The sequence below is a fragment of the Actinomadura sp. NPDC048032 genome, from assembly GCF_040653175.1.
GTDB classification, from domain to species: domain Bacteria; phylum Actinomycetota; class Actinomycetes; order Streptosporangiales; family Streptosporangiaceae; genus Spirillospora; species Spirillospora verrucosospora.
The window spans coordinates 1-23,975 of record NZ_JBEZJP010000086.1 but is presented as its reverse complement, the minus strand read 5'-3'; the positions used below and the strand labels follow the sequence as shown (position 1 = coordinate 23,975).

The window sequence follows — 23,975 nt, the reverse complement described above, 5'->3', positions numbered from 1 at the left end:
CCTCCTCCAGCAGGGGGAACTCTCCGACAATGGGGAAATGGGTTCGCGTCCCTTAGCCGTGGTTTCGCTGGCCTTCGGCCTGGCCGCGCTGACGGCGTGCGGCGGCTCATCGCACAAAGGGCCTAGGGCCGACCCCGTGACGCTCGCCCCCTCAGCGACGGGGGCTTCGACCGGGGCGGCGACCGATCAGCCGACCGGCGGCACGACCGGGCCGCCGTCGGTGGGTCCGTCGCCGCGCGCCTGGACGACGCCGCGGGTGAGCACCGGCAGTGGAGCGTCCCTCCAGAACCGGACGCCGGACGCGCTTTGCCAGATGGTCTGGAGCCCTTACCCCGTGCGGATCGAGGGTTTCACGGCCGCGCAGTCGGGCGAGCCCGTGCAGATCGCCGACAGCGGCATGTCCGACGATGTTCTGGCGCGGTCCCGGTTCGGGACCGTCACCTACGAGACGGCTCCGAGCTGCACGGGCGCCGCGGGGGTGGGCATCCAGGCGCGCAAGCCCTGTGCGCCGGACACGGTGGTCGAGCCCACGGACCCGTGCGCGATCACCCCCGTGTACACCGACCAGCCAGAGATTCCACGGCCCGCCCGCTATAAGGTGCTGGTCACGTGGCGGCTCTCGAAGCTGTGCACGGATTCTTCCGGGCCGTGCGGTGGTCTCGGGGCGACCGGCGACCGTCCGGTGCGCGCGACCTGGCAGACGACGCTGACGCTGAACGCCTGCACCAAGTGGACGCCCTTCCCCGAGGCTCCGAACGGAGGCGAGGGCAATCTCGGCCAGTGCTAGGAGCCGATCCGAACGGCTGGCGAGGGCGCGCAGGCCTGCCCCTCCGGACCCCGATCCCGGGACGGCGCCGGACTGGACGCAGCGACTCTCCGCACTGGGCACCTTCGGCCCGCCGACGTCGCTCGTCGCGGCCGTCCTGATCTGGTACGGCTATGTCGCCACGCTCCAGCGGTTCCGCTACTTCGGCGTTGATCTGCAACTCACCGACCTCGGGAACCAGACACTCCTGCTCTACGGCGTGGAGGTGGCGTACCCGGCGGCAGTGCTCCTCCTCCTGATCGTGCTCGCGAGTCTCGGCGGACATGCGGTCGTGCGCGGCGTGGTGCTCCCGGACCGGGTGCGCGCCGCCCGGCGGATCGCGCTGGCCGTGGCGCTGGCCGGGCTCGCGCTGACCGGCAGGGCGCTGGTCGGAGTCCTGTCGGCGAAGGTCGCCGCGAACGAGACACCCGGCGTGACGCCGCTCTGTCTGACGGCCGGCGTACCTTCGCTGGTCTACGCGTTCTGGCTGTTCCGCCAAGCCGGGGACGGCGGTTGGCGAGAACGTCCGGCTCTGACCGACGTGGAGCGCGGCGGACGGTACGTGGCGTTCGCGGTGGTCGCGATGGGCCTGTTCTGGGCGGCCAACAGCCTTGCCGGGCAGGTCGGTGTCGCCCGCGCCTACGACGACGCCCGCGACTTCGCCGAGCTTCCCGAGGTCGTCCTCTACACCAAGGAGCCGCTGAGCGACGCTCCGCCCGAAACGCTGCACGCCGATTTCGGCAGATCGGTCACCTACCGCCACCGCTACCAGAACCTGCGACTTCTTCTGGCCTCGGGCGGGCGCCTCTTCCTCGTCCCGTTGACCTGGAGACCCGACGCTCGCACGGCCCGGATCTCAACGTTCGTCGTCGCGTATGACGGCGACATCCGCCTTCAGCTCATCCCGCAGAAGACCGACTGACCGGGGCCCGATGCTGCATACCGCGCTCGCCAGGGACCGCGCGGCCGGCGGAGGTTCTGCCGCCGGCCGCGCTCTCATCGTGGATGCCGTGGCCCGCCGGTCAGGCGCGCTTGGCGGCCGTGCGGTCGAGCCCCTCGCGGATCTGCCGGGCGAGGGTGACGGGGTCACCGACGCGGTACATGTGCGAGAAGTACAGCTGCGGGTGCTCGTCGGTCTCCTGGTTGTAGAGGCAGCCCACCTCCCAGCGATGGCGGCGCATGACCGTGATGACCGGCTGCGTCTCCTTCGCCGTCATCGAGAAGTCCGGGACGACGGCCGCCCGGCCCTTCCTGAGCGGCTGGAACTGGATGCTGGTCGACACCCCGAGGTCCGGGTCGACGACCACGCCGCCGAGCCTGATCCTGTCGGTGCGCTGCACGGTCACCGTGACGATCCCGTTCTCCCCGACCGTCGCGTCCCCGCCGAGGATCCTCTCCAGCTTCCGCACGGGAAGCGGGGTCGTGGGATGCGGCGGCGAGTGCTGCGGCAGCGGCGTGGACGTCTTGGCGATCGCGGCGCGTGCGGCGCCGGCGAGCCGGAGCGGGTTGCCGATCGCGCGGAAGTGCAGGAACCACACCATCGGCCGCAGGTCGTACAGGTGCTGGTGCTGCGCCTGGAACGTGAGCCCGTGCGCGATGAACGAGTCGATGACCGGCTGGATCTCCTGGGGCCGCAGCGCCAGGTCGCCGTTGAGGATCGCCTTTCCGTGCCCGAGCGACTGGAAGAACAGCTCGTGCTGGATCTGGAAGCCGTCCTTGAATCTCACCGGGGGATTGCCCCCGATGACATGGATGTCCGTGCGGTCGATGTCGACTTCGAGAACCCCGCTTTTGCTGACGTGGCCGTCGGCCTGCAGGATCTTCTCGATCGCCTTGACCGGAAGCCGGCCGTTCTCGGTTCTGGTCTGGGACGTCGCCGCCCGTGGACCCGTCGGGTCCGGGGCCGCCGCCGTGGCGGTGCCGGCGGGCGCCGCCACCCCGGTCGCGACCAGGCCCGCGAGAAGCGCGGCGGCGCCGCAGAACCGGCCGAGGGCCCTGCGTCGCGTCGTTTCCGATGAACTGATTATGATCATGAGTTTTCCCCCCGTTCGTTCCAAGCTCTCCCCTGACGCGGGCAAGCGCGAACGCGAGCGAAGATCATGGAATCGCTACAGGGAGGAATGGTGATCCGCGAGACTCGGTGAAGTCGAGCGTCCCGTGGTCAACCTTTGTGCCGGAGAAATTTTTTTCTCCCATGTCGGGGGATATCGCCTTATCTCGGGCGGGCGAGTCCGATGCCGGCGGTTCCATGCTGATCGTCAGTGCTCGCTCGGCTCTGGCCGCTCGGCGTGCCGGAGGCGCCGGGGCGCGATCCGGTGGAGGCGTGCGGGGCGATCGTTCAGAATCGTGGCATGCGAAGGTCGGATCGGATCGCATGGTGGACGTTCGGCATCGGCATCGTCGTGATCTTCGGTGGTATCGGCGTGGTCGGCATGCTGGCCGATCCGCCTCCCCCGGAGCCGCCCTCCCCGAACACCGTGGACCTGTTCTGCCCGCAGGAACCGGTCGGCAAGGCGCGGGGCGACACGTATTTCAAAGAGGTCGCCGAACCTTACCGGGGCAACGGCCCGCACGCGGTGAGGCTGCTGTACGTGAACGCCAACACCGGTGAGGACGCCGACGAGCTTCCCTCCCGCTGGACGGCGGACGACGAAGGGAGCGACACCGGCGCGAAGCCCAAGGTCCAGCTCGTCGCCTGTGGCTACCAGGACACGGGACGGGAGACCCGGGTCTGCGAGTACCTTCCCGAATCCGTCGCGCGGCTGGACCGGCAGCTGTCGGAGCGCACCGGGGCGCTGGGCACGACCAAGATCTCGCTCCTGAAGGCCTCCTACATCTTCGAGATCTACGAGGCGAAGACCGCCAGGCCGCTGGGCCGCTTCACGGTGCCCGGCGACGCGGCGTGCCCAGGGAGCGTCAAGCGCGACGACCGGGCCTCCGTCGGGCAGGCGCCGGACGCCGCCAAGCTGCGCAAGGCCTTGCGCCCCTACGCGGAACGCGCCGTCGGCTGAGGAACGGCGGGCGCCGCGGGCTATGGCCGAACTCCCAGGGCGGCGAGTTGGAGGCGGAGGGCCAGGCGGGTCTGGGGCCTCGTGAGGTCGAGCGGGGTTGTCTCGGTCATGCGGCGCAGGCGGTGGCGGAGGGTGTTGGGGTGGACGGCCAGGGCCTGGGCCGTGCCTTTGGTGTCGCCGTAGTGGTCCAGCCACGCGGCGAGGGTCGGGAGGTAGGACGTTCCGTGCTTCTCGTCGTGGGTGCGGAGGGCGGGGAGGGGGCCGCCCAGCAGGTCGGCGCCGACCGCCTTGCGGGCGCGTTCGACGACCACCTCGTCCCAGGCGTCCTCCAGGAGGACGGCCCCGGGGGCGAGGCCGCCGGAGCCGACCAGGGCCGCGAGTTCGGACGCCTCGGCGCGGGAGCGGGGGAGGTCGGCGGGGGAGCGGGCGAGGCCGCCCGCCGCCGCGTACAGGGTGCGGTCGTGGGCGCGGACGCGGGTGAGGACGTGGCGCAGCCAGGGCGTCGTCCCGGACTCGGCGGTGTCGCGGCCGGGCTCGCTCAGGACCGCGAAGATCGTGCCGGCGAGGTCGGTGAGGAGGGGGCGGCGCCAGCCGTAGCGGCGGGTGATCGCGTCCCAGAGGTCGAGGCGGCGGCGGACGTCGTCGGTCCCGGCCTGGTCGCCGAGCGCGACCACGCGCCAGGGCGGGGGAGCCGGGACGGGCCGTGAGCCGTCCTGGAGCGCGGCGCGCACCTCGTCCGCCGTGACGCGGCGCGCGACGCCGGCCTCGGCTCGGAGGCGGAGCAGGTGCAGGGCCAGGACGGAGGCCAGGTCGGCCAGGCGCCGGACCCGGTCGGGGGGAACCGCCGTGCGCGCCACCACCCAGATCGAGCCGAGCCATTCGCCGCCGGCGCGGACCGGGATGACGAGGCGGGGCAGCATGCCGTCCGGGCCCGCGGGGACGAGGACCGGGTCGCTCGACCGGGCCAGCTTGCGGAACACTCCCGAGGCCCGCAGGTGGGCGATGACCTGCGGTGGGACACGGCGGCCGACGATCGTGGAGACGCGGGCCGGGTCGGTGCTGTCCTGGCGGCCCGAGTAGGCGAGGACGCGGGAGCGCGCGTCCTCCAGCGTCACCGGGGCGTCGGCGATCTCCGCCGCCGTGTCGGCCAGGGCGAACAGGTCGTCCTGCGGGCCGGACGGCCCGGGGAGCGGGGCGTGGGCGCGGTCGACGGCGCCGCGGACCAGCCAGATGACGTGCGTCCAGGACGCGTCCCGCTGGAGTTCGACGAGGGCCGGGGCCAGGCGGCGCGCGGCGGCGGCCACCTCGGCGGCCCCGGCGAGGGGCGACTTGAGCACCACGCCGCTCGCCCCCGCCGCGTCGGCGCGTTCCAGGAGCGCGACGGCGCCGGCCGGGCCGGTCACGCCGGCGCCGAGGACGATCTCTCCCGGCTGCCCGGCGGCCTCGCCGGGCTCCGCCAGGACGACGTCGTGCACCTGCGCGTCCCGGCCGGGGGCGACCAGGCGCAGCAGCCCCGGGCCCAGCGCGTCGACCAGGCCGCTCACGCTGATCATTCGATCTGCCTCCTTCCCTCCATTGTGCGCTTCGCACCATGGTGGGCCTGCTGATTGGCCGAACTCGACAGGGGCATCGGCTCGCGGACGCCTCACCATCGAGGTGACACGTTTCACGAGGAGAGGAGAGGCCATGGCGCGCCGAGTCGCCGTCGTGGGGGCCGGGATGGTCGGTCTGTCCACGGCATGGTTCCTGCAGGAGCACGGCGACGACGTCACCGTCTTCGACCGGCGGGACGTCGCGGCCGGAGCGTCCTGGGGCAACGCCGGGTGGCTGACCCCCGGGCTGGCGACCCCGCTGCCCGAACCGGCCGTCCTCTCCTACGGCGTGCGCGCGGTGCTCAGCCCGTCCTCGCCGGTCTACGTCCCGCCGAGCGCGAACCCGCGCCTGCTGCGGTTCCTCGCGGGCTTCGCCCGCAACAGCACGGCCGCGCGGTGGCGGCGCGCGATGGAGGCGCTGGTGCCGATCAACGGCCGGGCGCTGCCGAGCTTCGACGCGCTGCTGGACGGCGGCGTCCGCGCGGAGACGAGCGAGGCCGGGTCCTTCCTCGCCGCGTACCGGACGGAGGGGGAGCGGCGCGTCCTGCTGGAGGAGATCGAGCACATCCGCGCCGCCGGGCAGGAGCTGGAGTACGAGGTCCTGACCGGCGACGAGGCGCGCGGGGTGGAGCCCGCCCTCTCCGACGAGATCGGCGCGGCGATCCTGCTGCGCGGCCAGCGGTTCATCAACCCGGGCGTGTTCGTGCACGCCCTCGCCGACTCCGTCCGCGACCGCGGCGGCAAGATCCGTGCGGGTGCGGACGTGACGGACGTCCGCGACGAGCCGGGCGGCGTGGCGGTCCGCACGGGCGGCAGCGACTTCGAGACGTTCGACGCGGTGGTGCTGGCGAGCGGCGTTTGGCTCGGCGACCTCGCCCGGCGGTTCGGCGTCGGCGCGCTCGTCCAGGCGGGCCGCGGGTACAGCTTCAGCGTGCCGATGGAGCGGGTCCCCGGCGCGCCGGTGTACTTCCCCGCGCAGCGGGTCGCCTGCACGCCGCTCGGCGACCGGCTCCGCGTCGCCGGGATGATGGAGTTCCGCCGTCCCGAGGCGCCGCTCGACCCGCGCCGGATCCGGGCGATCGTCGAGGCCGCGCGCCCGCTGCTGCGCGGCGCCGACCTCGGCGCCCGGCAGGACGAGTGGGTCGGGTCGCGCCCCTGCACCCGCGACGGCCTCCCGCTGATCGGCGCCACCCGGTCGCCGCGGGTCTTCGCCGCGGGCGGCCACGGCATGTGGGGCATCACGCTCGGACCGGCCACCGGGAGCCTCCTCGCGGAGATGATCGCCACCGGGCGCCGTCCGGGCGAGCTGGACCCGTTCGACCCGCTCCGCTGACGATCCGCGCTCTCCGCTCCGGGCCGTCGCCTCTCGCCGTCACCTTTCCTCCGGCCGCTCCGTCAGTGCGGTGAAGAAGGAGGAGCGATGAGCGAATACGACTGGACCCTGATGTACGTCATGCACGACGCGCTGAGGAGGGAGCTGGAGCACCTCGCCGAGGTGACCGCGCGCGAGGACGACGACCCCCGCCGCCTGCTGGCCGCGGCGGCGGGGTGGGAGCTGTTCAAACTGTCCCTGCACGCCCACCACACCGCCGAGGACGAGGCGCTCTGGCCGGTCGTCCGGGAGACCCTCGCCGGCCGCGCCGACGACCTGGCGCTGCTGGACGCGATGGAGGCCGAGCACGCCGCCGTCGACCCCCTCATCGAGGCCGTCGACACCGGCGCCGAGCCCGTCGGCGAGATCGTCGACGCCCTCGCCACCGCCCTCACCGCGCACCTCGCGCACGAGGAGAAGGAGGCGATCCCGCTGATCGACGCCACCCTCAAGGCGGAGCAGTTCCAGAACTTCGGCCAGGTCCACGGCCGCCACGTCGGCCCGAACGCGCCGCGCGTGCTGCCGTGGCTCCTGGACGGAGTGGACGACGCGACGGCCGCGGCCACGCTGTCCGTCCTGCCGGAGCCCGCCCGCACCGCGTTCGAGACGCAGTGGCAGCCCGCCTACCGGGCGCTGAAGCGCTGGCCGGCGGCCTGACCGGCGGAGACGGCGAGGCCGCCGCCACGGACGGACCGTGGCGGCGGCCTCGTGCCGTCCCGCGGATCAGAGGTTGATCATGTGCCCGGCCAGGCCGTGCACGGCCTCCTTCATGGCCTCGCCCAGGGAGGGGTGGGCGTGCACGTTGCGCGCGACCTCGTTGACGGTGAGGTCCCACTGCTGCGCCAGGGTCAGCTCGGGCAGCAGCTCGGTCACCTCGGGGCCGATCATGTGCGCGCCGAGGATCTCCCCGTACTTCGCGTCGCTGATCACCTTGACGAAGCCGTCGCCCTCGCCGAGGCCGAGCGCCTTGCCGTTGGCGCTGAACGGGAACTTCGCGGTCTTGACCTCGAAGCCCTGCTCCTTCGCCTGCGCCTCCGTCCAGCCGAACGAGGCGACCTGCGGCTGGCAGTAGGTGGCGCGGGGGATCATCACGTAGTCGAGCTCCATCGTCTCGGCGTCGCCGATGGTCTCGGCCGCGACGATGCCCATGGCCTCGGCGGCGTGCGCGAGCATCAGCTTCGCGGTGACGTCGCCGATGGCGTAGATGTGCGGGACGGACGTGCGGCAGCGGCCGTCCACGTCGATCGCGCCGCGGTCGGTCAGCGCGACGCCGGTCTTCTCCAGCCCGTAGCCCTCGACGTTCGGCTGGAAGCCGATCGCCTGGAGCACCTTGTCGGCCTCCAGCACCTGCTGCGCGCCGTCCTTGCCGGTGACGGTGACCTTGACCTTCTCGCCGGAGTCGTCGATCGCGTCGACCCGGGTCGAGGTGAGGACGTCCACGCCGAGCTTGCGGTAGCGCTTGGCCAGCTCCTTCGACACGTCGGCGTCCTCGTTCGGGACCATCCGGTCGAGGAACTCGACGATCGTGACCTTCACCCCGTAGTTGTGCAGCACGTAGGCGAACTCGACGCCGATCGCGCCGGCGCCCGCGATGACGATGCTGTCCGGCAGCTCGGAGCTGAGGATCTGCTCCTCGTAGGTGACCACGCGCTCCGACAGCGACGTGCCCGGCAGCAGCTTGGTGTGCGCCCCGGCCGCGATGATGCAGTTGTCGAACGTGACCGTCTCGCTCGACCCGTCCTGCCTGGCCACCTGGAGGGTGTTCGGGTCGGTGAACGTGCCCCGCCCGTCGTAGGACGTGATCTTGTTCTTCTTCATCAGGAACTGGACGCCCTTGACGAGCTTGTCCGACACCTGGCGGCTGCGCTCGTAGGCGACGCCGTAGTCGAAGGACACGCTGCCCTCGACGTTGATCCCGAACGTCTTCTGCTCGTGGGTGAAGATGTGCGCCAGCTCGGCGTTGCGCAGCAGCGCCTTCGAGGGGATGCAGCCGACGTTGAGGCACACCCCGCCCCAGTACCTCTCCTCGATGATCGCCGTCTTCAGCCCAAGCTGCGCCGCCCGGATCGCGGCGACATATCCACCCGGGCCCGCGCCCAGGACCACGACGTCAAAGTGTTCGCTCATATCCAAGGACGATATTCGCCACGGCCATGTGTTCGCATCCTGGCGGAGCGCACGCGGGGCGCCGGGTCGGACGCGGCCGTCACGTCCTGTTAGGGTTTCGGCAAGGTCTCCCTCCGATCACGATCCGTGGGAGCCCGTCGACTGACAGGGCGGCGCGCAGGGGCGCGAGCCCGGAGCCGTCCCGGCCGCGGAGCCCGGCGGCGTCCCCTGGAACGGCGGAGCCGCGGCGCTGGAACATCACGCCTCGGCCCGGTCGTTGTCCCCGTTCCGAGCCGAGTGGAGGAGAAGGCGAGTGAGGATCCCCAAGCGCGTCAACACCGTCCTGGACTGGGTGGAAGAGCACCTGCTCGCGCTCGCGGTGGTCGTCGCGCTGGTCGTCGTCGCGCTGGTCGCCACCCTCGCGCCGTCGGCCGTCGGCCTGCCCGTCGCCGGGTTCGTCCTCGGCGCCGCCGCCGGGGGCCTCGTCGTGCACCTGCGGATGAGCCGCCGCGTCGCCCGCGCCCGCTCCGACATCGACAACCTGCTCCGCGAGAACGGTGCGCTGCGGCACCGCAACACCGTCCTCGCCAGCGGAGTGATCACACGCGGTGCGCAGGAGACGCAGGCGCTCGTCTCCATCCCCGAGGACGACCTGCTGGACGCGCCGGACGACCCGCAGGCGACCGTGTCCCTCGACGAGCTGCTGGACGGCGACCCGCTGAGCACCAACGAGCTGCCGGACGACCCGCAGGCCGCCGAAGACCCCGGGAACGCCGAAGCCCCCGAGGTCACCGGCGACCCCCTGTCCACCGATGAGCTTCCCGGACGGGACGAGACCCCGCCCCCCGCCGCCGGCCCTCTGGACGGCGACCCGCTGCGCACCACCGTCCTGCCCGCCCTGCCGGACGACGTCCTCGGCGGCGCCGACGAGGACGAGGACACCGCGCGGACGCCCCGCCGGCGGTCCCGCAAGGCCTGACCGGGGCTCGTCCAGGGGCCTGAGCAGGCCTTCTACCGCAGAGTCATCGGAGCCCCAACCCGGCGTTACTTTTGCTGATCTTCGGGCAGGGGCATGCCGTGAACGACTCGACGAACGCGCGGCAGGGAGCGGATCCGGGACGCGGCGGCGAGGGCGCGGGCCCGCCCGAGGGCGCCGGGCCCGGCGAGGGCGCCGTCCGCAAGGCCGTGATCGCCTCGGCGATGGGCAACTGCATCGAGTGGTTCGACTTCGGCGTGTTCAGCGCCGGCGTGATGACCTCGATCATCGGCACGGTGTTCTTCCCCGAGGACGCGGGCGGCAGCGCCACGCTGCGCTCGTTCGCGCTGGTCGCGGCGGCGTTCCTCGCCCGCCCGTTCGGCGGCATGTTCTTCGGTCCGATGGGGGACCGGCTCGGCCGCAAGCGGGTGCTGGCCGCCACCATCATCCTGATGTCGGGCTCGACGTTCGTGATCGGCGTCCTGCCCGGCTACGCCACGATCGGGATCGCCGCGCCGCTGCTGCTGCTCGGCGTCCGGCTCGTCCAGGGCTTCTCGACGGGCGGCGAGTACGGCGGCGCCGCCACGATGATCGCCGAGTACGCGCCCACGAACCGGCGCGGGTTCTACGGGGCGTTCCTGGAGTTCGGCACCCTCGGCGGCTACATCCTGGGCGCCGGGCTCGTGCTGCTCATCGACCTGTCCCTCAGCGAGAGCGCGATGCACGGGTGGGGCTGGCGCGTCCCGTTCCTGATCGCGCTGCCGCTCGGCGCCGTCGGGCTCTACGTCCGGACGCGGATCGAGGACACCCCGACGTTCCAGCACATGGAGGCGGAGGGCCGGAAGGCGCGGTCGCCGCTCAGGGAGACCGTGGAGTACCACTGGCGCACCATCCTGAGGCTCATCGGGATCGTGATCCTGCTGAACGTCGCGGTCTACACGCTGCTGACGTTCATGCCGTCCTACCTCGTCGACTTCCTGGACATGGACGACACCACGTCGCAGCTCACCACGATCGGCGTGGAGGCGGCGATGATGACGGTGATCCTGCCGCTCGGCGCGCTGTCGGACCGCATCGGCCGCAAGCCGCTGCTGATCGCCGCCGCGGTCGGCTTCCTCGTGCTGTCCTGGCCGGCGTTCGCGCTCATGCAGACCCACGACCCGGCCGGGGTCGCGGTCGGTTACGCGATCATCGGCGGGCTGCTGGTGCTGATGCTGGCGGTGATCGGCGCGACCTTCCCCGCGATGTTCCCGACGAAGGTGCGGTACGGGGCCTTCGCGATCGGCTACAACATCTCGACGTCGCTGTTCGGCGGGACGGCGGCCGTGCTCGTGGGCTCGCTGATCGACGCCACGGGCTCCAACTCCGTCCCGGCCTACTACCTGATGATCGTCGCCCTGGTCGCGCTGCTGCCGATCATCAAGATCCCGGAGACGGCCGGGGTGCCGATCGACCGGGCCGGGGAGGAGAACGTCCCGGAACCGGTGGGCTCCGGGGCGCGGCGCGGCTGAGTGATCTGCCCCACGCCCTCCGGCTGAGCAGCCGATATCGCGCCCGGGTGCGAGTTGTGTGGCGCGAGGGCAAATCAGAGGTGCTGCCAATGGCTCCTTGCGACCGTCTCATTACCGTCTGTAGCGTCACGGGTGGCCAAAGGCCGCAACTTCCCCGCAAGACCACGACGAATCGGTGGTGTGGACGTGACGGAACAGCAGCTTCAGGAACAGCAGCAACAGGACCACCAGCACAGCCTGAGCACCGCGGCCGCGCGGAACCTGGCGACCACGACCAAGACCGTCCCGCAGATGCAGGGCATCACGTCGCGGTGGCTGCTGAAGCTGCTTCCCTGGGTGCAGGCGTCCGGCGGCACCTACCGCGTCAACCGGCGGCTCACCTACACGCTGGGCGACGGCCGGGTCACGTTCGTGACGACCGGCGCCGACGTCCGCGTCATCCCGCGCGAGCTCGGCGAGCTGGCCCCGCTGCGCGGCTACGACGACGACCTGACCCTGGACGCCATCGCGGGGCGCTTCACCCAGCAGGAGTACGCGCCCGGCGACGTCGTCGTCGAGCGGGGCCGACCCGTCGACCGCGTCGTCCTCGTCGCGCACGGCAAGCTCAGCAGGATCGGCGCGGGCGAGTACGGCTCCGACGCCGTCCTCGGGACGCTCGCCAACGGCGACTTCTTCGGCGAGCAGGCCCTCCTCGGGACCGAGGAGGGACAGGAGCCGCCGACGTGGGAGCACACCGTCAAGGCGGTGACCACCTGCACGATCCTCAGCATGAGCCAGGCCGACTTCCAGGAGACGCTCGGCCAGTCCTCCTCCCTCCAGGCCCACCTGGAGGAGTACCGGGCGAGCCCGCGCCGCGCGCACAACGCGCACGGCGAGGCGGCGATCGAGGTGGTGTCCGGGCACGCCGGGGAACCCGTCCTGCCGAGCACGTTCGTCGACTACGAGGCGTCCCCCCGCGAGTACGAGCTGAGCGTCGCGCAGACCGTGCTGCGCGTCCACACCCGCGTCGCCGACCTCTACAACCAGCCGATGGACCAGATCGAGCAGCAGCTCAGGCTGACCATCGAGGCGCTGCGCGAGCGCCAGGAGCAGGAGATCGTCAACAACCGCGACTTCGGGCTGCTGCACAACACCGACCTGTCGCAGCGCATCCACACCCGCTCCGGCCCGCCCACGCCCGACGACATGGACGATCTGCTCACCCTCGTCTGGAAGGACCCGGCGTTCTTCCTCGCGCACCCGAAGGCGATCGCCGCGTTCGGCCGCGAGTGCAGCGCCCGCGGCATCTACCCCGACAGCGTCGACGTCGGCGGCCACAAGGTGCCCGGCTGGCGCGGCGTGCCCATCTTCCCGTGCAACAAGATCCCGGTCTCGCCGACGCTGACCAGCTCGATCCTGCTGATGCGGACCGGCGAGGCGGCGCAGGGCGTCGTCGGGCTCCACCAGGTCGGCCTGCCGGACGAGTACCAGCCGGGGCTGTCGGTCCGGTACATGGGCATCGACGACAAGGCGCTCCTCAACTACCTGGTCAGCGCGTACTACTCGGCGGCCGTCCTGGTGCCCGACGCGCTCGGCATGCTGGAGTCGGTCGAGGTCGCGCACGGCGGTGCCGGCGCGTGACGGAGGAACGGCTGGCCCTCTCCACCCGCGCCGCACGCAACCTCGCCTCGACGACCAAGACCGTTCCGCAGACGCAGGGCATCACCCCGCGGTGGCTGCTGTCGCGGCTGCCGTGGGTGGAGGCCGCCGGCGGCGCCTACCGGGTGAACCGCCGGCTCACCTACCGGCTCGGCGACGGGCTCGTGACGTTCGTCAACGACGGCGCGGCGATCCGGGTCGTCCCGCCCGAGCTCGCCGAGCTGCCGCCGCTGCGCGGCCTGTCCGACCCCGAGATCCTCGACGCCCTCGCCGCGCGGTTCGAGCAGCGCGAGTACCGGCCAGGCGAGGTGATCGCGGAGTCGGGCGGGCCCCTCGACGCGGTCCACCTGATCGCGCACGGCAAGGTCGAGGAGAGCGTCCCCGGCGCCTACGACGCCGCCGGCCGGGTCGGCGTCCGCGACGGCGGCGGGTTCTTCGGCGCCGAGGCCCTGCTCGGCGAGCCGGCGGAGTGGGCGCACACGTTCCGCGCGCTCACCCCCGTGATCGTCCTGTCGCTGCCGCGGCAGGCGGTCGAGGAGCTGACCGAGCGGTCCGAGGCGCTGCGCGCGCACCTGGAGGAGTACCGGGCCGCGCCCGCCCCGCCGCGGACCAGGCACGGCGAGGCGGCGATCGAGGTGGCGTCCGGGCACGGCGGCGAACCCGTCCTGCCGAGCACGTTCGTCGACTACGAGGCCTCGCCCCGCGAGTACGAGCTGGCCGTCACCCAGACGGTCCTGCGCGTCCACTCCCGGGTCGCCGACCTCTACAGCGATCCGATGGACCAGGTCGAGCAGCAGCTCAGGCTGACGATCGAGGAGATCAGGGAGCGCCAGGAGCACGAACTGGTCAACAACCGCGACTTCGGCCTGCTGCACAATGCCGACCTGCGCCAGCGCATCCAGACCCTCGGGGGCCCGCCGACCCCCGCCGACATGGACGAGCTGCTGGCGCGGCGCCGCAAGACCCGGTTCTTCCTCGCCCACCCCAAGACGATCGCGGCGATCGGCCGGGAGTGCACGCGGCGCGGCGTGTACCCCGCGCCCGTCGAGGTCGAGGGCCGCCGCGCGCACGCCTGGCGCGGCGTCCCGATCCTCCCCTGCGACAAGATCCCGATCTCCCCGACCGGGACCAGCTCGATCCTCGCGCTGCGCACCGGCGAGGACGACCAGGGCGTCGTCGGCCTGCACCGCACCGGGCTGGAGGGCGAGGTCCGGCCGGGCCTCACGGTCCGTTTCACCGGCATCGACGACAAGGGGCTGCTGACCTACCTCGTCAGCGCCTACCACTCGGCCGCCGTGCTGGTCCCCGACGCCCTCGGCGTCCTGGAGAACGTCGAGATCGCCCGCTGACGAGAGGGGACCCGCCATGCCCGCCTGGAGAGACGACCCGGCCGTGGTCGGCTGCGACCATCGGACGGAGCCGCGGCTCCGCCCCCGGACGGCGGCGGAGGTGCTCACCTGGAGCCGCCGCCTGCTCGACCCCGCGCTGCGCCACGTGGTCGAGGCCATGCCGGAGGCGTCGCGCTCCACCGCGGGCTTCCACTTCGGCTGGCGCGACGAGCGCGGCCGCCCTGCCGCCGGGGCGGGCGGCAAGGCGATCCGGCCCGCGCTGACGCTGCTGGCCGCGGAGGCGGTCGGCGGGACGGTCCAGGCCGCCCTGCCGGCCGCCGTGGCGGTCGAGCTCGCGCACAACTTCTCCCTCATGCACGACGACGTGATGGACGGCGACCTCACCCGCCGGCACCGCCCCACCGCGTGGGCGGTCTTCGGCGCGAACGCCGCCATCCTGTCCGGGGACGCCCTCCTCGCCGCCGCCTACGAGCTCCTCGCCGAGGAGCCCTCCGCGGTGGTCGCCCGCGGCGTGCGCATCCTCGCCCGGGCCGTGCTGGAACTGGTCGAGGGCCAGCGCGCCGACCTGGCCTTCGAGGAGCGCGCCGACGTCACGCTCGACGAGTGCCTGGCCATGGCCGCCGGCAAGACCGGCGCGCTGCTCGGCGCGTCGTGCGCGCTCGGCGCCGTGTACGGCGGCGGCACCGCCGGGCAGGTCTCCCGGCTGCGCGTCTTCGGCGAGCGCCTCGGCCTGGCCTTCCAGCTCGTCGACGACCTGCTCGGCATCTGGGGCGAGCCGGCGGTCACCGGCAAGCCCGTCCACGCCGACCTGCGCCGCCGGAAGAAGTCGCTGCCCGTCGTCGCGGCCCTCACCTCGGGCAGCGCCGCCGGCGGCGACCTCGCCGCCCTCTACCTGCGCGAGGAGCCGCTCACCGACGAGGAGGCGCTCCTCGCCGCCGGTCTCGTCGACGCGGCGGGCGGGCGCGCCTGGGCCGCCGCCCGCGCCGACGAACTCCTCACCGACGCCCTCGCCGACCTCGACGCCGCCGGAGTCGCCCCGGCCGCCGACGCCGAACTGCGGGCGCTCGCCCGCCTGATGACCCACCGCGACCGCTGACCCCCACCGGGGCCCTTCTGGATCGATCATATGTTCGAGTAGGGTGTGGAGTCGTGCAGGCTCCCGAACACGTCCCGTTCCTGTGCCCGGCCGGGCACCGGCTCGACCCGGGCCGGGTCATCGTCGGCTGGTCGCCGTGCGTCTGCCCGCCCTGCGACAGGCGGGGCCGCGGCCTGCGCGGCCACCGCACCTACCTGTGCCTCGACTGCAAGGACGAGCACGTCACGACCAAGTGCTACCTGCCCCACCACGTCCCGTCCGCAGGCGCGGAGTACCGCTGGCCCTGACGTGCGGCCGGCGGTCAGTACGGGTCCCCTGGTCAGGCGCGGGTCAGCCCTTGATCTGCGTCCAGGCCTGCGCCCAGCGGGAGTAGTCCACGCATTTGCTGCCGCGGTCGTCCCCGCATTCCTTCACGGGGGTCTTCCAGAACGCCAGTCGCTTGTAGAACTCCGGGTCGCCGACGTGGTAGGTCGAGCAGAAGCCCTTGGCGGTGTACTTGCACGCCTTGGGGTTGGCGGGCGCCTCGCCGAACCACTGCGCGACCTCCGCCTGCACCTTGGGCATGGTGATCCAGTTCATCCACTTGTACATGCAGGTCGGATGCTGGGCCTTGGAGGAGATCATCCAGGTGTCGGACCAGCCGGTCGCCCCCTCGTCGGGGATCGTCGTGGCGACCGGCGCCTTCTCGGCCATGGCCAGGTTCGCGGTCACCTGCCAGGCGGTGCCGGCGTAGTTGTAGCCGCTCTTGAACGACTGGAGTTCGTCCAGGTAGTTCGCCCAGTACTGGTTCACGTTCGGGCGCTGCTGCTTGAGCAGGTTCACCGCGGCGTCGAACTGCTTCTCGTCCAGCTCGTAGACGTCGTTGATCTTCAGTTCGGGGCGGTGCGTCTTCAGGTAGAGCGCGGCGTCCGCGATGTAGATGGGGGAGTCGTAGGCGACGACGTGCCCGGCGGCGGGGGACTCCTTGTCCCACACCACGCTCCACGACGTCGGACGCTGCGTGATCTTGTCCGTACGGTACATCAGCATGTTGGCGCCGTAGCCGTGCGGGACGCCGTACATCCGCCCGGCGGCGGAGTTGTACGGCTGGTTCTTCAGGTACTTGGCGATGTCGTCCCAGCTGCTGATCAGGCCGGTGTTGACGGGTGCGACCGTCCCGCCGTAGATGAGCCGCAGGCTCGCGTCGCCGGACGCCGACACGCCGTCGTACCGCCCCGTCTTCATGAGCGCGACCATCGAGTCGGAGGTGTCGGCGACCTTCGTGTACACCTTGCAGCCGGTCGCCTTCGTGAACGGCTTGACCCAGTCGACCTTCGGGTCGTTCGAGCCGTTCTCGGCGTATCCGGCCCAGGCGACGAGGTCGAGCCGGCCTTCCGGGGTGCCGAGTTCCTGCAGCATCGGGACGTCTGGCGGCGCGGCGGTCCCGCCGGATTCGCCGCTGCAGGCGCCGGTCAGCACCGCCGCGACCAGCGCCCCCGTGGCGAGCAGGGTCCGGCGGACGCGGGCGGGTGAGCGCACGGTCGTCGTCGCTTCTGGGGTACGAGCCATCACGCTGAGGCATCGTAGGGGTATTTTGGGCTGTCCGCCGCCACAAAACGTGATGAACTGGAAACTGTCGACACATGGCGGCGGACCGCCCTAGGCTCTCCTGCGTTCCGCGTGAGCCGCTCCGCACGCAATCGATGCCAGCCGTCCAGACCAGTCGATGTCAGTCGTCCGATCGAGTGAAGGTTCTGCCGCAGTGCCAATTCGAGGCCGCACAACGGACTCGTCCGCCGGACACCGGCGGGCTCCCAAGGCCGCGCGTTTCCGCTCCATCCGCTTCAAGGTCGTCCTGATGGTCACCGTCTCGGTGGTCTCCCTGGGCGTCCTGTGGGCGTTCGCCGCGAGCATCGCGCTCGGCGAGGGGCTCAACCTCCGCCACGTCAAGACCGTCCAGGACCACTACGGCTACCCGTCGGGCGCGCTCGGCAGCGCCCTGCAGGCCGAACGCCGGCTGTCGATGGTGTACCTCGGCGGCCGCGCGGAGGGCGACCGCGCCGCCATGGAGTCCGGCCGCCTGGTCACCGACCGGCAGGCCGACCTGTTCCGCAAGCTCGCCGAGGCCGAGGCCGTCGACGGCGCCGCGCCGGAGGACGCCCAGCGCATCGCGGGCAAGATCCTCACCGAGCTGGACGGCCTGGCGGACCGGCGCCGCGCCATCGACGCCGGCCGCCTGGACCGGGCCCGCGCGTTCGCCGACTACACGGCCCTGCTCGGCGACGTCGGCGCGCTCCAGGGCTCCCTCGCGACGCTGGACAACTCCGAGGTCGCCAAGGACGCCCGCAACGAGGCGTCGCTGACCCGGGCCCGCGAGGTCCTGGCGCAGGAGGACGCGCTGCTGGCGGGCGCCCTCGCCGCCGGCAGGATCACGCCCGGCGAGCACGCCCAGTACGTCAAGCTCGTCGGCACCCAGCGCACCCTCTACACCTACACGGCGGCCGAGCTGCGCTCGCCCGACCAGTCCTACTACGAGCGCATCGTCGGCATGCCCGAGTACGGCCGGCTCCGCGCGCTGGAGGACCGCTTCGTCGCCTCGCCCCGGCTGGTCAACGCCACCGGCGCCGCCGGGGGGCTGTGGAAGACCACCGCCGACTCCAACCTCACCCGGCTCCGCGGGCTCGAACTGTCGGTGTCGGCGGGCGCCGAGAAGCGCGCCCAGCCGATCTCCGAGGGCATCATCACCCGCGTCGTCCTCGCGGGCGCGCTCGGGCTGGTCGCGGTCGTCGCCACCCTCGTCCTCGCGGTCTGGGTCGCCCGGTCCATCATCCGCGAGCTGCGCGGGCTGCGCCGCGAGGCGATCGACCTGGCCGACGTGCGGCTGCCCGGCGTGATCCGCCGGCTGCGCCTCGGCGAGGAGGTCGACGTGGCCGCCGAGGCGCCGCCGCTGGCGTTCGGCACCCGCGAGATCGACCAGGTCGGCGAGGCGTTCAACGCCGCCCGCCGCACCGCGATCCAGAGCGCCGTCGAGGAGGCGACGCTGCGCCGCAACGTCAGCGACGTGTTCGTCAACCTCGCCCGCCGCAGCCAGACGCTGCTGCACCGCCAGCTCAAGCTGCTGGACTCGATGGAGCGGCGCATCGAGACCCCCGACGACCTGGAGGACCTGTTCCGGGTCGACCACCTCGCCACCCGCATGCGCCGGCACGCAGAGGGCCTGATCATCCTGTCCGGGCAGGCGCCCGGCCGCGGCTGGCGCAGCCCCGTCGCGATCGTGGACGTCGCCCGCGCCGCCGCGTCCGAGGTCGAGGACTACACCCGCGTCAACGTCGCCCCGATGACCCGCGCCGCCATCGTCGGCCCGGCCGTCGCCGACGTCATCCACCTGCTCGCCGAGCTGATCGAGAACGCCGCGACGTTCTCGCCGCCGCACACGACCGTCCAGGTGCACGGGCAGGCCGTCTCGCACGGCTTCACGCTGGAGGTCGAGGACCGCGGCCTCAGCATGGACGAGCCCAGCCTCGCCGCCGCCAACGAGCGGCTCGCCACCGCCGCCGAGTTCGACCTGTCCGACAGCGCGCAGCTCGGCCTGTTCGTCGTCGGCCGGCTGGCCCGCCGGCACAACATCAAGGTCACCCTGCGGACGTCCCCCTACGGCGGCATGACCGCGATCGTGCTGCTGCCCGAGGAGCTCGTCGTCCCCGACGAGGGCGCACCGGTGCACAGCGCACCCGCTCTGACCACCCGCCGCGCCGAGGACGCCCTCGTCCCCGTCGGCACGGTCGTGAACGGCGGCGCGAGCGTCCGCAGCGGCCCCCAGCCGGTCCTGGGCGAGGGCGGCTCCGTGCTGCACCTGCCGTCCGGACGGCACGCCGCCCCGTCCGCGGCCCCGTCTCCGGCGCCGCCTCCGCCGCGGGAGCCGCTCGCCCAGCCGGCCCGCCCGTTCATCCCCCCGGCCACCCCCGTGCCCGCGCCCGGGGAGCCGCTCGCGGAGGCGGACGCGCTGACCGGGCCCCTCCCGGTGTTCGAGGAGCCGATCCAGGGTCCGGCGCCGACGCCCCGGGCGGCCCCGTCGCCGTGGGGCGACCCGCCGCCCGAGGCCGAGCCCGCGCCGTCGCCGCCCCCGCCGAGCGTGCCGCGCTCGCCCCGCGAGGTGCGGCGCCGGCCCCCGGGCAAGTCGCCCGGCGCCGACCGGCCCTCGCTGCCGAAGCGGGTCAGGCAGGAGAACATGGCCTCGCAGCTGCGGGAGGAGAACTCCGCGCCGGCCGCTCCCGCGACCTCCGCCCGCGCCGACCGGTCGCCCGAGCAGCTGCGGTCGATGATGTCGTCCATCCAGCAGGGCACCCGGCGCGGCCGCGCCGAGTCCCTCGACACCGAGGAATCGTGACGGACCATGACCGGTCCTGGCAGCGAATGGCTCGATGACGAGGCCGGCCCGATCGTGCGGTCGTACGCGCTCACCCGCGGGCGCGCCAGGCCCGCGACCGGCGAGGCCTTCGACATGATCACGATAATCTCGACCGCGGCGCGGCCGCGGTCGGGCTCACCCGGCATCGGTCCCGAGCATCTCGACATTCTGGAGATGTGCCTGCAACCGCTGCCGGTGGCCGAGGTCGCGGCGCGGGTCGGGCTGCCGCTCGTCGTCGTGCGGGTGCTGCTCGGCGATCTGCTCCACCACAGACTGATCACCGCCACCCGTCCCCAACAGGAGAGCGCGCTCTCCAAGGAACGTCTGCTGAGGGAAGTGCTCCATGGTCTTCAAGCCCTCTGAGAACGCCGGTGCGGCCGCCGGAGGGAGCGCGGGGCCGTCCCCGGAGGGGGTCGGCCCGGCGACCCCGGTCGCGGTGAAGATCCTCGTCGCCGGGGGCTTCGGCGTCGGCAAGACGACGCTCGTCGGCTCCGTCAGCGAGATCCGCCCGCTGCAGACCGAGGAGCTGCTCACCGACCGGGGCGTCGGCGTCGACGACACCGAGGGCGTCGAGCAGAAGACCACCACCACGGTCGCGATGGACTTCGGCCGCATCACGATCCGCGACGGCCTCGTGCTCTACCTGTTCGGCACGCCCGGCCAGGACCGGTTCTGGTTCATGTGGGACGAGCTGTCCTTCGGGGCGCTCGGCGCGGTCGTGCTCGCCGACACCCGCCGCCTCTCGGACTGCTTCCCCGCCGTGGACTACTTCGAGAACCGGGGCCTGCCGTTCGTCATCGCGGTGAACCGCTTCGACGACGGCTACGACTACACGCCCGACGAGATCCGGGAGGCGCTCGACCTCAGCGAGGGGACCCCGGTCGTGATGTGCGACGTACGGGAGCGCACGTCCGGCAAGGAGGTGCTGACGGCGCTGGTCAAGTACCTGCTGACGGTGCACGAGAAGACGACGCGGGCGGACGCCCCCGCGCTGTAGGCTGCCGGACGAGATGAACCGGACACGCGCGCGGCTCTCGGACGGCCGCGAGATCGTCTACTACGACGAGGCCCCCGGCCGGGCCCCCGTCGCGGACCCGCGCGGCCTGCCGCCGGTCGAGCCGGTGTGCGAGGTCCGCCGCGACCCGCTGACCGGCGACCACGTCACGATCACCAGGCACCGCAACACGCGGACGTTCCTGCCGCCCGCCGACCAGTGCCCGCTGTGCCCCGGCGGCCCGGCCTCGGAGATCCCCGACCCGTCCTACGACGTCGCCGTGTTCGAGAACCGCTTCCCGTCCTTCGACGTCCGCACCCCGCCGGTGCCGGGCTCGGTCGACGGCGCGGGCTCGATCGACGGGGTGGAACGGTCCCGTGGCGCCGGGCGCTGCGAGGTCGTGTGCTTCACCGACGACCACTCCGCCTCGATGGCGCAGCTGCCCGTCTCCCGCGTCCGGACGGTCGTCGACGCGTGGGCCGACCGCACCGCCGAGCTGTCGGCGATCCCCGGCGTCGCGCAGGTCTTCGCGTTCGAGAACCGCGGCGTCGAGATCGGCGTGACCCTGCACCACCCGCACGGCCAGATCTACGCCTACCCGTTCCTCACCCCCCGCACCGAGCGGATGCTGGCGTCCGCGTCCGCGAACCCCGACCTGTTCGGCGACGTCCTGAAGGCCGAGCGCGCCGGCGGCCGCGTCGTGCTGGCCGGCGAGCACTGGACGGCCTACGTCCCCGCCGCCGCCCGCTGGCCGGTCGAGGTGCACCTGACGCCGCACCGCCACGTCCCCGACATGGCCGCCCTCGACGCGGGGGAGCGCGACGAGCTGGCCGTCCTCTACCGCGACCTGCTGCGCCGCTGCGACGCCCTCTACGAGGCCCCCCTGCCCTACGTCGCGGGCTGGCACCAGGCGCCCGTCGGCGAGGGCCGCGAGCTGCTCCGCCTGCACCTGGAGCTGTTCTCGATCCGGCGCGCCGCCGACAAGATCAAGTACCTGGCGGGCTCGGAGTCGGGCATGGCCGCCTGGATCAACGACGTCCCGCCGGAGGACGTCGCCGCGCGCCTGCGCGCCCTCGGCTGACGCGCGCCCGCCGTCCACTCCCGCCCGGTTGACTCGGGCTTGACCCTCCCGATTTCGCGACTGTCTGGAACGATCTCCGCCGCGTGGCCTACGCTCCGACGCATGCCGGAAAGCGTGCTGGCGGACCCGTTGGCGCGGGGGTCCTTCGACGGCGTCGCCGCCACCGCCGAGCGCCCGTCGCTCGCGTTCGCCTCCCGCGTCGGGCAGGGAGTGAACATCGGCCAGGCGTGGGACCTGGCGGCCGGCGCGCCGCTCGGCCCGCCGATCCCCGACTTCCCGGCCGACCGGGCCGACTGGGCGTTCGGGCTCCCCGCCGGGTCCCCGATCGTCGCCTGGACGCACCGCGACCGCCTCCACGTCCACGACCTCGGCACGGGCCGCGAACTCACCCTGGATGCCCAGCCCGACCTGGTCGGCCTCACCGTCCACCACGGCCGCGGCGCCGTCGTGGCCGTCTTCGGCCCCGCCAACGACGCCGAGGTCGCCGTGTGGGACGCGCTCACGGGCGACCGCCTCGCGGGCTTCCACCTCTGGCTCGGCCACCGCAGCGCGATCGGCCGCCGGCTCCTGCACGCGACGCCCGCCGCGGGTCCCATCACCGGCCTGACCGGCGACTCCGCGGTCACGCTCCTCGACCTCGAACGCGGCGAGGAGATCGCCACGGCCCCGTCGCGCGCCCCGTCCGCGTCCCTGCCCCCCGCCACGGCCCTCACCCCGTCCCCGGACGGCCTCGTGCTCCTCTACCCGGCCCCTGAGGGCCTGGGCGTGCACGGCCTCGACGGCGACCGCCTCGCGACCCTGTCCACTCCGGCCCCCTGCGACCATGTGGCCGCGGCCCTGGTCGACGGACACCTCCTGGTGGCCGCCGCTCTCCAGGACGCTCCCGACACCCTCCTCGCCTGGAACGCCGCCTCCCCGGCCCCGTCCCACCGCGTCAGGCTCCCCGCCCCCGCCAACGACCTGTCCCTGGCCCCCGACGGCACCCTCCTGGCCGCCACGGACACCGCCCTCTACACGGCCTGCCTCCGCACATGAAAAGGCACCGCCGGCGCCCGTAGGACGCCGGCGGTGGGGGTGGGAGGTCAGCGGTTGGCGAACTTGTACTGGATGGCCGCTTCCTTCGGGGTGAGGGGGCGGTCGAGGAACATCAGGCCGTCCATGCGGCAGTTGCAGGGGTTCTTCTCCGCGGTGTTCTGCGGGTAGCTGCCGCCGATCTTGATGCCGCGGGGGTCCGTGGCGGACGTGACGTCGGGCTCGGGGGCGCCTTCGAGCCCCCACGGGTCCCCGGCCGTGGTGTAGAAGCCGTCCAGTGGCCGCCCGTCCTTGTAGAGCGCCATCTCGCCGGTGTCGTAGTCGAACGTCGCGGCGAGGTGCACCCAGGTGTTCTGGGGGAGGATGCTCTGCCAGTCCTCGCTCGCCGCGAACGTCTGCGACTTCGAGCCGTCCACGCGGCGGCCCAGCGCGACGACGTGGAGCTTGCCGGAGACCTCGATGATCTCCAGCAGGGCGCGCACGGCGTGGCCGTCGGAGTCGCCGGTGAGCAGGCCGGACAGGCCGACCGCGTTGTAGACGTCGCTCGGGTTGGACGTCTCGGTGTTGGGGCTCGGGTTCGTCCCGGTCATCTTGAACCAGCCCGCGAGGGTCGCGCCCTTGGCGGAGCTGAACGCGTGCAGGGACGGGACGCCGGACGCGGAGTAGAGCCCCGCCTTCCAGTCGTCGTTGCCCTTCGCGGACGGGTTGACCTGCCCGAGCTGGATGGCGTGCCGGCGCTCGCCGTCCCGCACCCGCATGGCCGCGCCGCCGTTGATGAGGTTGATCGTCGTTCCGGACCGTCCGCTGTCGGCCTCGCGGGACGGGTCGCCCGGGACGGGGTGCTCGAAGTCGTAGTAGGAGATCAGGTTCTGCCGGAGGGGCGGGAAGACGCCGCCGGTCGAGGCGTCGGCCGGGGCTGCGGCGACGCACAGCGACGCGCCCAGCAGTGCGGTGGTGAGTGCGGCGGTGCCGCGGCGAATCATCATGTCGACTCCTTGGGGCCCTCCGGGCGGGCGCAGGCTCGC

The 23,975-nt window shown here is 72.8% G+C and carries 21 protein-coding genes; 16 read left to right on the top strand and 5 right to left on the bottom strand.

Annotation, left to right across the window (positions count from 1 at the left end; genetic code table 11):
• Both AB0C69_RS14645 and AB0C69_RS14640 read left to right on the top strand, forming a co-directional pair.
• Positions 1–787 (top strand): hypothetical protein (locus tag AB0C69_RS14645; RefSeq protein WP_360353614.1); only part of this gene is annotated, 787 nt, incomplete at its 5' end.
• A gap of 262 nt (positions 788–1,049) precedes the next feature.
• Positions 1,050–1,727 carry a hypothetical protein gene (locus tag AB0C69_RS14640; protein WP_360353612.1) on the top strand — a complete coding sequence of 226 codons (678 nt, stop codon included), beginning with the start codon at positions 1,050–1,052 and terminating at the stop codon, positions 1,725–1,727.
• Positions 1,728–1,827: 100 nt separating this feature from the next.
• Here the strand turns inward: AB0C69_RS14640 and AB0C69_RS14635 are convergent, their stop codons facing one another.
• Positions 1,828–2,838 carry a DUF1259 domain-containing protein gene (locus tag AB0C69_RS14635; protein WP_360353610.1) on the bottom strand — a complete coding sequence of 337 codons (1,011 nt, stop codon included), beginning with the start codon at positions 2,836–2,838 and terminating at the stop codon, positions 1,828–1,830.
• Positions 2,839–3,156: 318 nt separating this feature from the next.
• Here AB0C69_RS14635 and AB0C69_RS14630 point away from each other — a divergent pair, with 318 nt between their 5' ends.
• Entirely contained in the window at positions 3,157–3,816 is a 660-nt protein-coding gene (locus tag AB0C69_RS14630; protein WP_360353608.1) for a hypothetical protein, read from the top strand.
• A gap of 20 nt (positions 3,817–3,836) precedes the next feature.
• On the opposite strand, the gene AB0C69_RS14625 is transcribed toward AB0C69_RS14630, so the two are convergent.
• Positions 3,837–5,369 (bottom strand): helix-turn-helix domain-containing protein, encoded by a 1,533-nt coding sequence (locus AB0C69_RS14625; protein ID WP_360353606.1) that lies wholly within the window; start codon positions 5,367–5,369, stop codon positions 3,837–3,839.
• Between the two features lie 133 nt (positions 5,370–5,502).
• On the opposite strand from AB0C69_RS14625, the gene AB0C69_RS14620 reads away from it, so the two are divergent.
• Together AB0C69_RS14620 and AB0C69_RS14615 are read left to right on the top strand one after the other, a co-directional pair.
• Positions 5,503–6,741, top strand: coding sequence for an FAD-dependent oxidoreductase (locus tag AB0C69_RS14620; protein WP_360353604.1), 1,239 nt, complete (start codon positions 5,503–5,505; stop codon positions 6,739–6,741).
• Between the two features lie 87 nt (positions 6,742–6,828).
• On the top strand, positions 6,829–7,437 hold the full coding sequence (locus AB0C69_RS14615) for a hemerythrin domain-containing protein (RefSeq protein ID WP_360353602.1): 609 nt from the start codon (positions 6,829–6,831) through the stop codon (positions 7,435–7,437).
• Between the two features lie 66 nt (positions 7,438–7,503).
• Here AB0C69_RS14615 and lpdA read toward each other — a convergent pair whose 3' ends face one another.
• Complete coding sequence (gene lpdA, locus AB0C69_RS14610; protein ID WP_345182732.1) at positions 7,504–8,907, bottom strand: dihydrolipoyl dehydrogenase; 1,404 nt, start codon at positions 8,905–8,907, stop codon at positions 7,504–7,506.
• Positions 8,908–9,199: 292 nt separating this feature from the next.
• Between lpdA and AB0C69_RS14605 the strand changes: the two genes are divergently transcribed.
• The 6 genes from AB0C69_RS14605 to AB0C69_RS14580 all read left to right on the top strand — a co-directional run bounded on the left by AB0C69_RS14605 (position 9,200) and on the right by AB0C69_RS14580 (position 15,743).
• The gene (locus AB0C69_RS14605; protein WP_360353600.1) at positions 9,200–9,865 is read left to right on the top strand and encodes a hypothetical protein; all 666 of its coding nucleotides are present in this window, start codon (positions 9,200–9,202) and stop codon (positions 9,863–9,865) included.
• Between the two features lie 98 nt (positions 9,866–9,963).
• Entirely contained in the window at positions 9,964–11,373 is a 1,410-nt protein-coding gene (locus AB0C69_RS14600; protein WP_360353598.1) for an MFS transporter, read from the top strand.
• 186 nt (positions 11,374–11,559) lie between these two features.
• The gene (locus AB0C69_RS14595; RefSeq protein ID WP_345182728.1) at positions 11,560–12,993 is read left to right on the top strand and encodes a family 2B encapsulin nanocompartment shell protein; all 1,434 of its coding nucleotides are present in this window, start codon (positions 11,560–11,562) and stop codon (positions 12,991–12,993) included.
• The gene (locus AB0C69_RS14590; protein WP_345182727.1) at positions 12,990–14,360 is read left to right on the top strand and encodes a family 2B encapsulin nanocompartment shell protein; all 1,371 of its coding nucleotides are present in this window, start codon (positions 12,990–12,992) and stop codon (positions 14,358–14,360) included. The genes AB0C69_RS14595 and AB0C69_RS14590 overlap by 4 nt, the downstream gene beginning before the upstream one ends.
• A 16-nt stretch (positions 14,361–14,376) precedes the next feature.
• A complete protein-coding gene (locus tag AB0C69_RS14585) occupies positions 14,377–15,456 on the top strand; it encodes a family 2 encapsulin nanocompartment cargo protein polyprenyl transferase (RefSeq protein ID WP_360353594.1) in 1,080 nt (359 codons plus the stop codon).
• Positions 15,457–15,509: 53 nt separating this feature from the next.
• Positions 15,510–15,743, top strand: coding sequence for a hypothetical protein (locus tag AB0C69_RS14580; RefSeq protein WP_185027349.1), 234 nt, complete (start codon positions 15,510–15,512; stop codon positions 15,741–15,743).
• Between the two features lie 43 nt (positions 15,744–15,786).
• On the opposite strand, the gene AB0C69_RS14575 is transcribed toward AB0C69_RS14580, so the two are convergent.
• Positions 15,787–17,004: an ABC transporter substrate-binding protein gene (locus AB0C69_RS14575; RefSeq protein ID WP_360353616.1), complete on the bottom strand. Its 1,218-nt coding sequence runs from the start codon at positions 17,002–17,004 to the stop codon at positions 15,787–15,789.
• A 289-nt stretch (positions 17,005–17,293) separates the two neighbouring features.
• On the opposite strand from AB0C69_RS14575, the gene AB0C69_RS14570 reads away from it, so the two are divergent.
• The 5 genes from AB0C69_RS14570 (at position 17,294) to AB0C69_RS14550 (ending at position 22,953) form a co-directional block, all read left to right on the top strand.
• Positions 17,294–19,822, top strand: coding sequence for a nitrate- and nitrite sensing domain-containing protein (locus AB0C69_RS14570; protein ID WP_360353592.1), 2,529 nt, complete (start codon positions 17,294–17,296; stop codon positions 19,820–19,822).
• Between the two features lie 6 nt (positions 19,823–19,828).
• Positions 19,829–20,206, top strand: coding sequence for a DUF742 domain-containing protein (locus tag AB0C69_RS14565; RefSeq protein ID WP_185027345.1), 378 nt, complete (start codon positions 19,829–19,831; stop codon positions 20,204–20,206).
• Positions 20,187–20,840, top strand: a complete 654-nt coding sequence (locus AB0C69_RS14560; RefSeq protein WP_345182723.1) for an ATP/GTP-binding protein — start codon at positions 20,187–20,189, stop codon at positions 20,838–20,840. Before AB0C69_RS14565 ends, AB0C69_RS14560 begins: the two co-directional genes overlap by 20 nt.
• Before the next feature lie 13 nt (positions 20,841–20,853).
• A complete protein-coding gene (gene galT, locus AB0C69_RS14555) occupies positions 20,854–21,918 on the top strand; it encodes a galactose-1-phosphate uridylyltransferase (RefSeq protein ID WP_345182722.1) in 1,065 nt (354 codons plus the stop codon).
• A 102-nt stretch (positions 21,919–22,020) separates the two neighbouring features.
• Positions 22,021–22,953, top strand: coding sequence for a hypothetical protein (locus AB0C69_RS14550; RefSeq protein WP_360353589.1), 933 nt, complete (start codon positions 22,021–22,023; stop codon positions 22,951–22,953).
• Positions 22,954–23,000: 47 nt separating this feature from the next.
• Here the strand turns inward: AB0C69_RS14550 and AB0C69_RS14545 are convergent, their stop codons facing one another.
• The gene (locus AB0C69_RS14545) at positions 23,001–23,936 is read right to left on the bottom strand and encodes a LamG-like jellyroll fold domain-containing protein (protein ID WP_345182720.1); all 936 of its coding nucleotides are present in this window, start codon (positions 23,934–23,936) and stop codon (positions 23,001–23,003) included.
• Positions 23,937–23,975: the final 39 nt, after the last annotated feature.

What these genes read in the sequence shown, in the direction of transcription:
- AB0C69_RS14635 (WP_360353610.1), bottom strand. Translation starts at nt 2,838, where the DNA reads ATGATCATAATCAGTTCATCGGAAACGACGCGACGCAGGGCCCTCGGC.
- AB0C69_RS14630 (WP_360353608.1), top strand. Translation starts at nt 3,157, where the DNA reads ATGCGAAGGTCGGATCGGATCGCATGGTGGACGTTCGGCATCGGCATC.
- AB0C69_RS14625 (WP_360353606.1), bottom strand. Translation starts at nt 5,369, where the DNA reads ATGATCAGCGTGAGCGGCCTGGTCGACGCGCTGGGCCCGGGGCTGCTG.
- AB0C69_RS14620 (WP_360353604.1), top strand. Translation starts at nt 5,503, where the DNA reads ATGGCGCGCCGAGTCGCCGTCGTGGGGGCCGGGATGGTCGGTCTGTCC.
- AB0C69_RS14615 (WP_360353602.1), top strand. Translation starts at nt 6,829, where the DNA reads ATGAGCGAATACGACTGGACCCTGATGTACGTCATGCACGACGCGCTG.
- lpdA (WP_345182732.1), bottom strand. Translation starts at nt 8,907, where the DNA reads ATGAGCGAACACTTTGACGTCGTGGTCCTGGGCGCGGGCCCGGGTGGA.
- AB0C69_RS14585 (WP_360353594.1), top strand. Translation starts at nt 14,377, where the DNA reads ATGCCCGCCTGGAGAGACGACCCGGCCGTGGTCGGCTGCGACCATCGG.
- AB0C69_RS14575 (WP_360353616.1), bottom strand. Translation starts at nt 17,004, where the DNA reads ATGGCTCGTACCCCAGAAGCGACGACGACCGTGCGCTCACCCGCCCGC.
- AB0C69_RS14570 (WP_360353592.1), top strand. Translation starts at nt 17,294, where the DNA reads ATGGTCACCGTCTCGGTGGTCTCCCTGGGCGTCCTGTGGGCGTTCGCC.
- AB0C69_RS14565 (WP_185027345.1), top strand. Translation starts at nt 19,829, where the DNA reads ATGACCGGTCCTGGCAGCGAATGGCTCGATGACGAGGCCGGCCCGATC.
- AB0C69_RS14560 (WP_345182723.1), top strand. Translation starts at nt 20,187, where the DNA reads ATGGTCTTCAAGCCCTCTGAGAACGCCGGTGCGGCCGCCGGAGGGAGC.
- galT (WP_345182722.1), top strand. Translation starts at nt 20,854, where the DNA reads ATGAACCGGACACGCGCGCGGCTCTCGGACGGCCGCGAGATCGTCTAC.
- AB0C69_RS14550 (WP_360353589.1), top strand. Translation starts at nt 22,021, where the DNA reads ATGCCGGAAAGCGTGCTGGCGGACCCGTTGGCGCGGGGGTCCTTCGAC.
- AB0C69_RS14545 (WP_345182720.1), bottom strand. Translation starts at nt 23,936, where the DNA reads ATGATGATTCGCCGCGGCACCGCCGCACTCACCACCGCACTGCTGGGC.